Genomic DNA, 13,452 nt, shown 5'->3' with positions numbered 1-13,452 from the left:
GCCACGACAAGACCTGCCGCAATGACTCGTCCGGAGGTAACCATGCTTCTCGAGGGAAGACGTCTGCTGGTCACCGGTGCGCTGAACACCCGGTCGATCGCGTACGCCGCCGCAGCCCTGGCCCAGCAGCAGGGCGCGGAGGTCGTGTTGACCGGCTTCGGGCGCGGCCTGCGGATCACCCGCCGGCTCGCCGCGACCATGGACCCACCGTGCGACGTGCTGGAGTGCGACGTGACCCGGCCCGAGCAGCTGACCGCCGTGGCGGACGAGCTGCACCGCCGCTGGGGCCGGCTGGACGGCGTCCTGCACGCCGTGGCGTACGCCCCCGCCGACGCGCTGGGGGGCAACTTCCTGGACACGTCCTGGGCCGACGCGGGCACGTCGTTGCACGTGTCGGTGTACTCCTTCGCCGCGTTCGGCCGGCACTTCGGCCCGTTGCTGGCCGCAGCCGGCGGTGGCTCGCTGGTGGGCCTGGACTTCGACGCGGGTCAGGCGTGGCCCGGATACGACTGGATGGGTGTGGCCAAGGCGGGGCTGGAGAGCTGCTGCCGGTACCTGGCGCACGCGCTCGGCCCGCAGGGCACCCGGGTCAACCTGGTCGCGGCGGGTCCCTTGCGGACCGTCGCGGCCACCTCCATCCCCGGGTTCGACCTGTTCGAGAGCACCTGGGCGGACCGGGCTCCGCTGGGCTGGGACGTGCAGGACGCGTCGGCCGTGGCGCGCACCGTGTGCGCGCTCTGGTCGGACTGGCTACCGGCCGTCACCGGCGAGGTGCTGCACGTCGACGGCGGCGCGCATGCGGTGGCGGCGGGCGTCGGCGCCCCGGTCGTGGCCGGGGCGACGCGATGAGGCGCCTGGCCTCGCCGGCGGAGCTGGCCGGCCTGGTCGGCCAGGAGCTCGGCGTCGGGCGATGGCAGCAGGTCGACCAGGCCAGGGTGGAGGCGTTCGCTGCGGTCACCGGCGACCACCAGTGGATCCACGTGGACGCCGGCCGTGCCGCGACCGGACCGTACGGGGGCACGCTCGCGCACGGCATGCTGACCCTGGCGTTAGTGCCGCCGATGATCGCCGAGGTGGTCGACGTCGGCGGTTGCCTGCTCACGGTCAACCGGGAGATCTGCCGGGCCCGGTTCCTCAGCCCGGTGCGGGCCGGCGACCGGGTCCGGGGCCGGGTGACCCTGGCGGCCAGCCGGCCCCGGGCCCGCGACTACCAGGAGGCCCGGTACGCGGTCACCGTGGAGACCGAGGGTAACGCGGAGCCGGCGCTGCGGGCCGAGGCGATCCTGCTCTACCGCAGCGTCGCCGACTGATCGACAGCAGACCTGAGCCGGCCGGACGGGTACGTCCGGCCGGCTCGGCACGTGGCCAACGCTCGGCACGTGGCCAACGCTCGGCACGTGGCCAACGCTCGGCACGTGGCCGGGGGGAGGCGACCCCCGGCCGGGCCGGACACGGCGGCACGCGATCGCGGCGCCAACAGGGACGGGCCTAGTACTGCAACGGCAGTAGGCGAATCGCCTTCGGGTCGGGTTCGTTGGTCAGGTCGTGGCGGACGTTGATGTCGATCGTTGGTATGGGGAGTTGGATCGGCTTCATGCTCGGATCGGGGTGCGGTTTCGCCGGTCGGAGCCGCGTCGGCGGGCGCGGCAGTACCTGTGTGGGCTGGTCTCGGGCTTGGCCCGTAAGAACGGGTGGACCCTGGCTGAGCAGGCCGGGGATGTGTCGCCGGACGGGATGCAGCGGTTGTTGCGGTGGGCGGACTGGGACGTCGACGCTGTCCGTGATGACATGCGCGACTACGTGATCGAACACCTCGGCGACCGGCAGGGCGTGCTGATCGTCGATGACACCGGTTTCCTGAAGAAGGGCACACGGTCGGCCGGGGTGCAACGCCAGTACTCCGGCACGGCCGGGTGGACCGAGAACTGCCAGGTCGGGGTGTTCTTGGCCTACCGGTCATCCCAGGGACACGCGTTGATCGACCGGCAGCTCTACCTTCCGACCTCGTGGACCGATGACCGGGACCGGTGCCGGTCCGCGGGCATCCCGGACGAGGTGGCGTTCGCCACGAAGGTGCAGATGGCCCGCCAGATGCTCGCTCGCGCCCTGGACGCGGGGGTGCCGGTGGGGTGGGTGACCATGGACGAGGCCTACGGCCAGTCGAAGTCCCTGCGGGTGTGGCTGGAACAGCGCGATGTGGGCTATGTGGTCGCGACCCGCCGTAACGACGACATGATCACCACGACGATGGGGACCGCCCGCGCCGACGAGCTCATCGCCGCCCTGCCCGCTCGGGCGTGGTGCCGACTCTCAGCCGGCGCCGGAGCGCACGGCCCACGCGAGTACTGGTGGGCTCGGATCCCGGTACGGGTCTGCTGGAAACCGGGCCGTGGACACTGGCTCCTGGCCCGGCGCAGCATCACCACCGGCGAGATCGCCTACTACGTCTGCTACGGGCCTCGCCGCACCCGCCTGGTCGACCTCGCTCGTGTCGCCGGGGCGAGGTGGGCGATCGAGGAGTGCTTCCAGCAGGCCAAGAACGAAGCCGGCCTCGACGAGTACCAGGTGCGTGACTGGCGGGCCTGGTACGCCCACATCACCCTCGCGATGGCCGCCCACGCCTGGCTGTCCGTGGCCAGATCCTTTGCGGCAAAAGGGGAACCAGCGCCGGCGACGGCATGATGATCGGCTACACGGTACCGGAGATCCGAAGACTCCTCACCGCACTCGTAGTGCGACACATCCATGAACCCCAGCGCATCTGGGCTTGGTCCCGATGGCGACGACGCCGCCAACACCAGGCCCGAACATGCCACTACCGACGACGCGGCTACCCCTGACCAACTGCCGTTGCAGTACTAGGTTCCGGTAGTTCGATGATCAGACGGCGCGCAGCAGGTCGTCCAGGTGTCGCAGCGCGGCCTCGGCCCCGTCGGCGACGGTCTCGTCGTCGGGAGCCGCGCAGACCGCGGCGAAGGACTGCAGAACCTGCATGGAAGCCGCTTCCAGCGGGGTCGGGGTCGATTCCGGCACAGTCGTCATGTAGGGCTCCTCTCGTTCGATGCGGATGGTGGCGCGGGCGTTTGCCGCTCAGAAGGCGGCACAGGCCCGGAAGACGTGGGCGAAACCCGTCACGCTGGCCGGACCATCGAACGCGATGTACTCCGGCAGCACCACGTCAGGCGCCCATTTCATCTTGTAGTCCAGTTGGGTACGCGCCGGGTAGACCGCCTCCCCGTACTGCCAGAGCAGGTTCATCAGGGTGCGGAAGGCCGGGCTGTGGCCGGGCAGCTCCAGCGCCTCGTCCAATGCGGTGAACGGGGTGAAGCCGAAGTGCAGCCAGCGCACCCCCTCTGCGGTGAAGCGGTCGATGGCGACCCGGTTGATGGCTTCCATCAGGCCTGGCGTCTCGTCGGGGCGGCGCCGGCTCAGGTCATGCATCCAACCGGGCCGGCTGCCGTAGACCGGCGAGTAGGAGATGTAGCCGGCCAGCTCGCCGTCGATGAGGCCGACGAAGAGGCGACGCAAGGGCTGCATCTCACCGCCGTACTGGCCGACCAGGAACTCCAGCTCGGTGGCATGCTCGCCCTTGCTCTGCAGCCAGTCGCGGTCGAGGGCGCGCATCCGGTCGTACCACTCGGCGGCGTCGACCTCGTGCACGGTGAGTCCGGAGCGGTGCGCCCGGGAGATCTTGTTGCGCAGCCGCATGAAGCGGGTTCCGGCCAATGAGAAGGTAGACAGGTCGACCGCGTACGAGCCGCCAATCTGGTTCACCGTCCAGCCCTGCGCGGCGTACCGCTCCGCGTCCGCAGGTTGCAGTTGCACCGCGACGACCCGGCGCTGGCGGGCGGCGGCGAACTCGCGGAACGCCCGCAGGATCGGCGTCTGGTCCGGCGGGGCCGCGAACACGCCACCGAACTGCACCAGCCAGCGCCCTGCCGTGCGATAGACGACGACGCCGTCGCGCCCGGGGGCGGTGAACACCGAGTTTCCCGCATTGGTGGCAAGAAACGCACTGGGATTGTCCACGTCGTCACGCCGGATGGATTCATGGATCCGGAGTGACGGGGAAAGCGTTTCCGTCATGGCGATCACCCCGATCTGACGTCACTCGAATAATAGTAAATGTAGGCCACCGACGACCGGCGAATCAAGGGAGTTGACCACAGAAGGGTGGGGAAAATTTGTGTCGACCGGCGTCAGCGCGATGTCAGTGCGATATCAGGGCGAGGGTGCAGAATGATTGCAGAAGGACGGAAGGCGGCCGGTGAGATTACTGGAGAGGTGCCCGTAGTGGCCGACCGGGGGCCGGGCTCGTGAGCTCGGCCGGGTCCTGAGTGACCCACGCAGGTTCGAATCCTGCCCTCTCCGCGGAAACGGGATCTGGTGGCGCGAAGTGGCCACCAGATCCTTTTTCGTGCGGCAGTCGACACACGGGTACGACCCGCAGCGCACTACGGGCCGTACCCGCCGCCCGACCGGCTTCAGCGGTGCAGGGCGAGGTGGTCGGCGGTGCGGTTCAGCACCGGGTGATGGGTCAGGATGGCGCGTTCGTAGCGGCGCAGCACGGGGGAAGGTTCGATGCCGATCTCGTCCTTGAGCCTGGTCCACATCTGCCGGTAGACGGCCAGCGCGTCGGTCTGCCTGCCGGCCCGGTACAGCGCCACCATGAGTTGTTCGCAGAGCCGTTCGTTGGGTCCGCTCACCTCGATGAGCTCTCGCAGTTCCGGGATGATTTCGGCGTGCCGGCCGAGCTTCAGCTCGTTGTCGTAGAGCAGTTCCAGCAGGCTGAGCCGGGACTCCTCGTAGCGGGCCGCAGCGGCGCGGCAGATGCTGCCACCCTCCATCGAGTCGAAGACGGGGCCGCGCCACAGTTGGAGCGTCTCGCGCAGCCGGCGCACCGCCTCGTCGGGCGGCATGTCGGGCTTGCTGCGCATCTCGTCCAGACAGCCGACGAACCGGTTGGCGTCGAGCTCGTGAGGTTCGAAGCGCAGTCGGTAGCCGGTGGTAGACCGCATCAGCCGGCTCGGCGCGTCCGGTTCCAGCTCCTTCAGTCGGCTTCGGAACCGGCTGATGTGGGCCTGGAGCGCATTCTCCGGATTGCGTGGTGGGCTGCCGTCCCACAGCTCCTTGATCAGCACGCTACTGGTGCGCGGCCGCCCGTTGTTCACCACCAAGGTGACGAGCAACAGACACTGAATGGCACCCCTGATCTCCACGAGAGATCCACCGGACATGATCTCGATGGGCCCCATGATAGAAATGTCCAACGATCCTCCCCCGTCCACACCGACCCGGAACGCATTCCCTTCTTGAGTTCCGATATGCTGATACATATTGCCAGGCATCATTGCCTTAAAACTCATCAAAGCTATCTTGCAATGCAGGATCAGGCAATTACTTAGGAGGTAAATACGTACCGGGGCTGCGGGTCAGTGCTGAGCGACCGGGCGCCAGGGGCGCAGCACCTCGCTGGTGTACGGATCCGCAGGCAGGAAGGTCTCCACAGTCAGCTCGGCCACCGTGACGTCCAGTGGGGTGCCGAAAACGGTGGCCGTGCTGAGGAAACAGAGCTGGCGGTCGTGGTGGCGAAGACGCAGCCGCACGGCGATGCCGGTGGACTGCTCCTCGGACGAGGCGTCCGGCATCTGCTCGCTGCCGGGATAGCTGCGCAGTTCTTCGTGCAGGGCGGCCAGCATGGGATCGCCCTGCATCGCGGCCTGCCGGTACAACCGGGTCAGCACATGCCACCGCCACTGCGGGAGGTTGATGATGCGGGGGGCCAGCCCGCGCGGGTGCAGGCTGGCCCGCAGCACATTCACCGGCGGGCGCAGCAGGTCCTTGTCGATCCCCTCGGTGAAGATTCGCACGCTGTCATTGGAGTCGAGCATGTTCCAGGCCCCGTCGACGGCGAACGCCGGGAACGGCTCCTGCGCCACGAGCACCTGACGGACCGTCGTGCGGACCGCCGCCAGCGCCGGCGAGTCCGGCGGTGTCTCCGGAAACTGCGGCGCGTATCCCGCAGCGAGCAGCAACTGGTTACGGGCCCGCAACGGAATGTCGAGTTGCTCGGCCAGGTGCAGCACCATGTCCCGGCTCGGCCGAGAGCGTCCGGTCTCGACGAAGCTGAGATGCCGGGTGGAGATCCCCGCCCGCGTCGACAGTTCGAGCTGACTCAGGCGCCTGCTCTCCCGCCAATACCGCAGAATGCCACCGGCCGAACGGTTGGTCTGCTCTGCCTGCTGCACCATGCCGAAATCATACACTGACGCTGGGTTATTGAACTGATACGCACAGCCACTGGTCGATACTCTCAGTGGATCCCCGTCTCACGCCCACGCCACAAATCGTCGCGAAGCTCCCGCCGCAGGATCTTACCGGTCGGATTGCGCGGGAGGCTGTCCAGGAACGCGTAGCTGGTGGGGATCTTGTAGTCCGCGACCCGTCCCTTGAGCGACATCATCAACTGGCGTGGACTGACCTGAGCCCCCGGCCGCAGCACCACGCAGGCGTGCACCGACTCACCCCACCGCTCGTGCGGCGCGCCGACGACCGCCGCCTCGGACACGTCCACATGCTGCACCAGCGCGTTCTCCACCTCGGCCGGGTAGACGTTCTCCCCCGCCACGATGATGGTGTCCTTCACCCTGTCGCACAGGTACAGGTAGCCCTCGGCATCCTGCCAGCCGGCGTCACCCATCCGCAGCCAGCCGTCGGTAAGGGCGTTCGCGGTCTCCGCCGGCCGCTTCCAGTAACCGGACATCAGCGCCGCAGAGCGTACGCAGACCTCACCGACCTGGCCCGGCGCGACCTCCTGCCCGGCGGGGTCGACCAGCCGAATCTCCACACCGGGGCAGGCCCGTCCGGCTGCCCTGAGCCGCGGGCTGCCGGGCACATGGTCCTCGGGCGGCAACAGCGCCACCGCGTTGCCCGTCTCGGTCGCGGCGTACGCCTGCACGAAGTCCGCCGGAATGACCTCCAGGCACCGGCGCAGCAGGGCCTCCGCGATCGGCGACCCGCCGTAGACCACCTTGCGCAGCGAGTCGAACGCCGAACGGGAACCCGGCTCGGCCAGCATCATCTGCAACATGGCCGGCGCCACGAAGGTGGTGGTGACGCCGAGGTCGCGGATCAACCGCACCGCGTCGGAGCTGACGAACATCGGCATCACCACGTTGGTGACCCCGGCGGTGAACCCCTGCATCGCCCAGGACAGCCCAGCGATGTGGAAGGCGGGCAGAGCGATCAGGCTACGGTCGCTGGGCTTCCAGTCGACCCAGTCCAGATCGCGCTCGGCCATCGCGCGACCGAGCGCGAAGAAGCTACGGTGTGGCAGGACGACCCCCTTGGGCCGGCCGGTGGTGCCGCTTGTGTAGATCTGGGCCACCGGATCCGCGGGGTCCACCGGCACGTCCGGATCGGTGTCCGGGTGCCCGTCGCGCCAGGCGCGGTACCCGCTTCCGGGCCGCTGCGGCGTGTCCATCGCCACCACCGTGCGCAGCCGGGGCAACCGGTCCCGGAGCCCCTCGACGATCGCGAGGTAGTCCTGCCGCACGAACACCAGTTCGGCATCTGCGTCGCCGAGCAGGTCGGCCACCTCGCCGGGGGTGAGCCGCCAGTTCACCGGGGTCAGCACCGCGCCGATCTTGGCGCAGCCGAAGGCGATCTCGTAGTACGCCGCCGACTCCAGGCCGAGGTGCGCCACCCGGGCCCCCCGGCCCACCCCGGCGGCGTGCAGCGCGTGCGCCGTGCGGTTGCTGTTCAGGTGCAGGTCACGATAGGTGAGCTCGGTGCCCTCGGAGATGATGGCCAGGTGGTCGGGCTGCCGGGCGGCCTGCTGGCCCGGGACGGCGCCCAGCGTGTCGGGTCGGGTGGTCACGGCCGCTCCAGATGCGTCGAGAGGCTACGGACGGTGGGGTGGTCGTACACGGTGGTCAGTGCCACCGGTCGGCCGACGGCGGCACCGAGGGCCTCGACGAGCTCACCGGCGGCGAGCGAGTCCAGTCCCAGTTCGGTGAAGGTCACGTCCACCGGCACGGCGGCACTGCTCGGGAAGCCCAGGACCCGGGCCACCACGGCCCGGACCGGGTCGCCGTCGTCCGCCTCGGACTCCGGGTCGGCCGTGGTGGTCTCACCCAGCCAGTAGCGCTGCCGGTCGAACGCATACGGCGGCAGTTCCACCCGCCGGCGGTCGGTCCCGTCGTGCACCGCGCGCCAGGACACCGCGACCCCGGCGGTGTGCAGGCCGGCCAGCCCTTTGAGCACCGTGTCGTCGTCGTGCAGGCTGCGCACCCAGGCGTGCGCGGCGGGATCGGCCACCCCGGCGCGGGCCAACCCGATCAGCGTGCCGGACGGGCCGATCTCCAGGAACGCGTGCCGGCCGCGCCGTTCCACAGTCCGCACCGCCGCGGCGAAGTCGACCGGCTCGCAGATGTGGCGCACCCAGTAGTCCACCGTGGCGATCTGCCGCCACCGGGCCATCTGCCCGGTCACTGCGGAGACCAGCGGGAACTTCGGTTCGTGGAACGCGATGCCGGCCAGCTCCGCCCGGAACTCGTCGAGCACGCCGGCCATCAGCGGCGAGTGGAACGCGTGCGACACGGCCAGCCGGGTCGGCCGCCAGCCGCGCTCGTCGGCCGCCGAGTGGACCGCGGCCAGCGACCCGACGCCGCCGGATACCACGCACTGCCGTGCCGCGTTGATCGCCGCGAGCGCCAGGTCCGGGTACGCCTTGATCAGCGGCGCGACCTCGGCGGCGGAGGCGCGGACCGACACCATGCCACCGGGCTCGGTCACGGACTCCATCAGCCGGCCCCGGGCGGCCACCAGGCATGCCGCGTCGTCCAGCGAGAACAGGCCTGCGACGGCCGCAGCGGTGACCTCGCCCAGGCTGTGCCCGGCCAGCACGTTGGGTCGTACACCCCAGGAGAGCCAGAGCTGGGCCAGCGCGTACTCCAGTGTGAACAGCGCAGGCTGGGCGTACCGGGTGCGCTGCATCAGCGTCTCGTCGAGGTCCTTGACCGACCGGCCCAGATGCGGGGCGAAGAGGGCGTCCAACTCGTCGACCCACCGTCGGAAGACCGGTTGCCGACGGTAGAGCTCCGCGCCCATGCCGACCTTCTGCGCGCCCTGGCCGGTGCAGAGGAAAGCAACCTTGCGTATGTCGGCCGAGGGCTGCAGCGTCGCGACTTCGCGCCACTCCGCCAGCAGCTGCCGCAGGCCGGCATGGTCGCGCACCACTCCGGCCAGTCGGTACGGCAGGTGCGCCCGCGCGACGTTGGTGGTGTGGCAGAGGTCTCCGATGTCGTGTTCGGTGCCGGCCGCGAGCAGCCGTTCCACCTGCCCGAGCAGCGCCCGGGGCGACTTTGCGGAGAGTGTCAGCACACCGGGCCCGGACGGGGGGCGCTGTGGCCGGGACACCGGTGGGGCCTGCTCGACCACCGCCGAGGCGATGGTGCCGGCGAAGCCGAACGAGTTGACCATCGCCCGCCGGACCGGGCCCGGCCAGGGCCGGTGCTCCCGTGGCACATCGACCGGCAGGATCGACCAGGGGATCCGGGAGGACGGCTCGGTCAGGTTCAGGTGGGGAAAGACCGTGCTGGCGCGCAACTGGGCCAACACCTTGAGCACGCCGCCTACGCCGGCGGCCAGCTCCAGGTGCCCGATGTTGGTCTTCACCGAGCCGACCAGCACCGGCCGCTCGGCGGTGTGGGAATCCGCGTAGACCGCGCCGATGGCGCCCAGCTCGATCGGATCACCCAGCGGGGTGCCGGTGCCGTGCGCCTCCACGTACTGCACGTCGCCGGGAGTTAGGTTCGCCGCCGCCAGGGCACGCCGCATCAGCGCCTCCTGGGCGGTGCCGTTGGGCGCCGTCAGGCCCGCGCTCTCGCCGTCGTGGCCAACCGCCGTGCCGCGGATCAGCCCGAGCACGGTGTCGCCGTCGCGTCGGGCGTCCGACATGCGCTTGAGCACCAGCATGCCGCAGCCCTCGGCACGGCCGTACCCGTCCGCGCGCTCATCGAACGTCTTGCACGTCCCGTCCGGCGCGAGGGCGTTCATGTCGCCGAACAAGGCGGTCGTCCGGGGATGGTGGATCGCGTTGACCCCCCCGCACAGCGCGATCCCGCACTCGCGGCGCCGAAGCCCCTGCACGGCCAGGTGCAGCGCCACCAGCGACGCCGAGCACGCGGTGTCCACGGTCATGCTCGGCCCGCGCCAGCCCAGCACGTACGACAGCCGGCCGGACACCGCCGAGTGCGCGACCCCGGCGGAGAGGTGACCGTCGAGCTCATGGTCGGGCAGCTCACCCAGCTCGAACGCGTAATCCATCGAGCCGGCGCCGAGATAGACCCCACCATCGCCGTGGCGCAACGAGGTGGGGTCTATGCCGGCGTGCTCCAGGGCCTCCCACGCCGTCTCGAGGACGAGGCGCTGCTGCGGATCCATGCAGTTCGCCTCCTTGGGTGAGATGTTGAAGAAGCGGGCGTCGAACCGGTCCAGACCCTCCAGGAAGCCGCCCGCCGTGGTGGCTATCCCACCCCGGCCGGGGTGGGCGTACGCCACGGCGTCCCAGCGGTCCGCCGGGATCGGCACGGTCGCGCTGCGGCCGGCGGAGAGGAAGTCGATGAATGCGTCCAGCGTGTCGTTGCCGCCGGGGAGGCGCAGGCCGACGCCGACCACGGCGATCGGCTCGTACCTTTCCAGTAACAGCGCCCGCAACTGCTCCTTGGCTTCCATCAGTTCACCCCTGGTACAGCTCTGCGAGAAGGTCGTCCACCAGCGCGTCGCGGGCCGGCGCGGCGACCTGCCGGGCGGGTTCGGCGGTGCCGGCGAACAGGTCGGCCAGCACGTCCTCCTCTAGGTGATCCAGCAGCCGCTGCACCGTCGGGCTGTTGAACAGCAGAGTCCCGTCGATCTCGCGGGACAGCAGGCTCTCCAGCCGCTGCTTGAGATCGTTGACGGTGAGTGAGGTCAACCCCAGGTCGAAGTAGCTCTCGTCCAGCGGCAGATCGTCCTGTTCGGTCATCAACAGGGCGGTCTTGAACTCGGTCACCACCAAGGTTTCCAGCGCCTCTCGCCGTTCCGACCGGGGTAGGTCACGCAAGGATTCGACGCTTGGCGTGATGGGTGCCATAAAGGACCGCCCTTTCATACGCACGGTGGGCACGTCGGCCGGTCTCGGACGAGACCGTGGCTTCAGCGAAGCGGTGCGCGGCCGTCCTGTCCACGTCATGTAAGCGCGCTGAAAGCGCCGTGTCAGCGTCCCGTCACGTTCCACCGGGTCGACCGCACCCCGACGCGTCCGCATGCTGCCGCGACGCAGGGGTCTGCTGCACCGGTAGGTGACAACTGAGATGGCTTGCCCTGGTGGCGGGCTGGAAGGATGTCGCTGTGCCCAAGCCCTATCCCCGAGAGTTCCGCGATGACGGTTGCTGTTGCGTTGGCGGATCGGTGGGCACGCCGGGCTGCGCCAGCCGGGCTCTGATCAGATCGCTCGTGCGAGTTCGGTGAACGCGGCGGCCACCCGCAGCGCGGGCGGAACGTCGGTGGCGAGTTCGTAGTGTCCGCGTCGGAGGTTCTGCACGAAGGCGTGTCCGGTGACGATCGTCTGGAGGGTGCGGTCGGTGTGGAGTCCGCGCATCGGTCTGAGCCGGTGCTTGAGTTGGCTGTGGTCGGCCTCGATCGGATTGTTGGCATGTCGTTCGACGTGGTGCCACGCCGCCGGGACCAAGTCCTCCAACACCTTGGCATAGGCGGGAGCGGCGTCGGTTACGACCTCGCTGGGCATGATCTTCAGCGTGGTCAGCGCCCGGTGGAAGAACCGTCGGGCTGCGGCGGCGTCCCGACGCGCCGATACGAGCACGTCGATGACCTGCCCGTGCTGGTCGACTGCCCGGTAGACGTAACGCCAGCTACCGTTGACCCTGAGGTAGGTCTCGTCCACGAACCAGCGGTCACCAGGTGAGTGGCGAGCGAACCGGGCGGCGTCGGCCAGCAGCGGGGTGAACCGCTGCTGGCCACCGGTAGACCGTCACGTGATCCACCTCGACACCGCGTTCGACCAGCAACTCCTCCACATCCCGGTAGGAGAGGTTGAACCGCAGATACCAGCGGACCGCCAAAACGATCACCTCAAGCGGGAACCGAAAGCCGAGGAACGCCGACGGCGGCGGAGACCAGGACCGGAAACGAGACAGCGACCTCACCGGCCCAGCAGACCACACCGGACAAGCCGGAGTCGATCATGCTTTCGCCCAACGCAATAGGCCCGCTCAGACCGATGCGCGGACTCCGCACCGACCGCACCCTCCAGACGATCGTCACCGGACACGCCTTCGTGCAGAACCTCCGACGCGGACACTACGAACTCGCCACCGACGTTCCGCCCGCGCTGCGGGTGGCCGCCGCGTTCACCGAACTCGCACGAGCGATCTGATCAGAGCCCGGCTGGCGCAGCTCGGCGTGCCCACCGATCCGCCAACGCAACAGCACCCGGTCGTCGCTGTCGGGCACGTGCACGTGACCGGCCCGGCTGTCAGGTCCAGCCAGCAGTTCGCGTAGAGGGTGTCGAAGTTTACCCGCAACACCATTGTCACGACCGACCGTCTCATTCGCGGCAAAACGGGTTAGAACGACAGCCGTCAAGGTACGGTCGTGTCGGTTTTCGAGGTCGACTGCAAGGCTGCATATCCGTGCGTGGACACACTTTTGAGCAGAAACCTCAGATACGGCCACCCCCCAAGTCCATCGATCGACATATAAGCTACTGGAATGAAGAAGAGGCTTGCACTCACCGTGGCCGCCATCACCGCCGTCGCCACCCTCACGCTCGGCAGCCCGGCATACGCACTGCTGTGGATCTGGGTGGGCCCGTACCCGGCGAAGGCCGCCTGCGACGTCGAGCGCGCCGAGTTCGCCAACACCTACATCACCCAGCAGTGTCTGTACCGCGACCTGACCGGCACGCTCAACGACGGTTGGTACTTCAAGTACGCCCCTGAATTCTGATCGGCAGGGCAGGGCAGGGCAGGGCAGGGCAGGGCCGGGGGCCGCTGCCGGCGCCCGGCCCTGCCCCACCACTCTGCGGCGAACCGCCAGATCCCCTGCTTCCGAGGTATTAGTAAGCACGCCAAGCTCGGGCACCACGCCCGCCTCGTCCACCGTCAATCCTCACCGCCGCGTACAGGAGCAGGAGACGAAAGCGACGGTAGTGCACACGAGTCCGGTCAGATCAGAGGTCCGTACTCGACTGCACCCACCCACGAAGACCAGTAACGATCGGTGCAGCTGACCTCGGAAATCGACAGACGGTATCGCCACGCGATTGCCCTATCGGGCCTACCGAAGGTCAAGGCATCCTCAGAGGACGTCTGATTCACGTATTTTGTGTGTGTTGTGGTTGTGGGGGTTCTCGCCAGGTTGGGGTGGTTTCGGTGGTGAGGCGTTTGGCGA

Annotated in this window: 13 protein-coding genes, 1 tRNA gene and 1 pseudogene; 6 read left to right on the top strand and 9 right to left on the bottom strand. The window is 68.9% G+C overall.

Features of this window, described 5'->3' with window-relative positions:
* Positions 1 to 42: 42 nt before the first annotated feature.
* The 3 genes from fabI to GA0070216_RS32905 all read left to right on the top strand — a co-directional run bounded on the left by fabI (position 43) and on the right by GA0070216_RS32905 (position 2,682).
* A complete protein-coding gene (gene fabI, locus GA0070216_RS32915; protein WP_091254627.1) occupies positions 43 to 849 on the top strand; it encodes an enoyl-ACP reductase FabI in 807 nt (268 codons plus the stop codon).
* Positions 846 to 1,310: a MaoC family dehydratase gene (locus GA0070216_RS32910; RefSeq protein ID WP_091254623.1), complete on the top strand. Its 465-nt coding sequence runs from the start codon at positions 846 to 848 to the stop codon at positions 1,308 to 1,310. Before fabI ends, GA0070216_RS32910 begins: the two co-directional genes overlap by 4 nt.
* 235 nt (positions 1,311 to 1,545) lie before the next feature.
* On the top strand, positions 1,546 to 2,682 hold the full coding sequence (locus GA0070216_RS32905; protein WP_091254619.1) for an IS701 family transposase: 1,137 nt from the start codon (positions 1,546 to 1,548) through the stop codon (positions 2,680 to 2,682).
* A gap of 198 nt (positions 2,683 to 2,880) precedes the next feature.
* Here the strand turns inward: GA0070216_RS32905 and GA0070216_RS34915 are convergent, their stop codons facing one another.
* Positions 2,881 to 3,042, bottom strand: a complete 162-nt coding sequence (locus GA0070216_RS34915) for a hypothetical protein (protein ID WP_176739264.1) — start codon at positions 3,040 to 3,042, stop codon at positions 2,881 to 2,883.
* Between the two features lie 48 nt (positions 3,043 to 3,090).
* On the bottom strand, positions 3,091 to 4,086 hold the full coding sequence (locus GA0070216_RS32900; protein WP_091254685.1) for a bifunctional lysylphosphatidylglycerol flippase/synthetase MprF: 996 nt from the start codon (positions 4,084 to 4,086) through the stop codon (positions 3,091 to 3,093).
* 192 nt (positions 4,087 to 4,278) lie between these two features.
* Here GA0070216_RS32900 and GA0070216_RS34910 point away from each other — a divergent pair.
* Positions 4,279 to 4,371: transfer RNA gene (locus GA0070216_RS34910), tRNA-Thr, on the top strand.
* A gap of 113 nt (positions 4,372 to 4,484) precedes the next feature.
* On the opposite strand, the gene GA0070216_RS32895 is transcribed toward GA0070216_RS34910, so the two are convergent.
* The 6 genes and pseudogenes from GA0070216_RS32895 to GA0070216_RS32870 all read right to left on the bottom strand — a co-directional run bounded on the left by GA0070216_RS32895 (position 4,485) and on the right by GA0070216_RS32870 (position 12,197).
* Positions 4,485 to 5,366 carry an AfsR/SARP family transcriptional regulator gene (locus GA0070216_RS32895; protein WP_245722887.1) on the bottom strand — a complete coding sequence of 294 codons (882 nt, stop codon included), beginning with the start codon at positions 5,364 to 5,366 and terminating at the stop codon, positions 4,485 to 4,487.
* A 66-nt stretch (positions 5,367 to 5,432) separates the two neighbouring features.
* Positions 5,433 to 6,251 (bottom strand): helix-turn-helix domain-containing protein, encoded by an 819-nt coding sequence (locus GA0070216_RS32890; RefSeq protein WP_091254610.1) that lies wholly within the window; start codon positions 6,249 to 6,251, stop codon positions 5,433 to 5,435.
* A gap of 62 nt (positions 6,252 to 6,313) precedes the next feature.
* The gene (locus GA0070216_RS32885; protein ID WP_091254607.1) at positions 6,314 to 7,879 is read right to left on the bottom strand and encodes a fatty acid--CoA ligase; all 1,566 of its coding nucleotides are present in this window, start codon (positions 7,877 to 7,879) and stop codon (positions 6,314 to 6,316) included.
* The gene (locus tag GA0070216_RS32880; protein ID WP_091254605.1) at positions 7,876 to 10,737 is read right to left on the bottom strand and encodes a type I polyketide synthase; all 2,862 of its coding nucleotides are present in this window, start codon (positions 10,735 to 10,737) and stop codon (positions 7,876 to 7,878) included. The genes GA0070216_RS32885 and GA0070216_RS32880 overlap by 4 nt, the downstream gene beginning before the upstream one ends.
* A 4-nt stretch (positions 10,738 to 10,741) precedes the next feature.
* Positions 10,742 to 11,053, bottom strand: a complete 312-nt coding sequence (locus tag GA0070216_RS32875; RefSeq protein ID WP_245722886.1) for an acyl carrier protein — start codon at positions 11,051 to 11,053, stop codon at positions 10,742 to 10,744.
* A 432-nt stretch (positions 11,054 to 11,485) separates the two neighbouring features.
* Positions 11,486 to 12,197: pseudogene (locus GA0070216_RS32870) on the bottom strand (IS6 family transposase).
* 83 nt (positions 12,198 to 12,280) lie between these two features.
* Between GA0070216_RS32870 and GA0070216_RS32865 the strand changes: the two are divergent.
* Positions 12,281 to 12,436, top strand: a complete 156-nt coding sequence (locus GA0070216_RS32865) for a transposase (protein WP_218108356.1) — start codon at positions 12,281 to 12,283, stop codon at positions 12,434 to 12,436.
* On the opposite strand, the gene GA0070216_RS36780 is transcribed toward GA0070216_RS32865, so the two are convergent.
* Positions 12,411 to 12,590 (bottom strand): DUF1254 domain-containing protein, encoded by a 180-nt coding sequence (locus tag GA0070216_RS36780; protein WP_425413215.1) that lies wholly within the window; start codon positions 12,588 to 12,590, stop codon positions 12,411 to 12,413. The genes GA0070216_RS32865 and GA0070216_RS36780 overlap by 26 nt on opposite strands.
* Before the next feature lie 181 nt (positions 12,591 to 12,771).
* On the opposite strand from GA0070216_RS36780, the gene GA0070216_RS32855 reads away from it, so the two are divergent.
* Positions 12,772 to 13,008, top strand: a complete 237-nt coding sequence (locus GA0070216_RS32855; protein WP_141723285.1) for a hypothetical protein — start codon at positions 12,772 to 12,774, stop codon at positions 13,006 to 13,008.
* Positions 13,009 to 13,452 lie beyond the last annotated feature (444 nt).

Origin of the sequence: Micromonospora matsumotoense (assembly GCF_900091525.1) — a bacterium.
GTDB lineage: Bacteria > Actinomycetota > Actinomycetes > Mycobacteriales > Micromonosporaceae > Micromonospora > Micromonospora matsumotoensis.
Note: the sequence above shows the minus strand (reverse complement) of the source record. Positions and strands in the feature narration are given on the sequence as shown.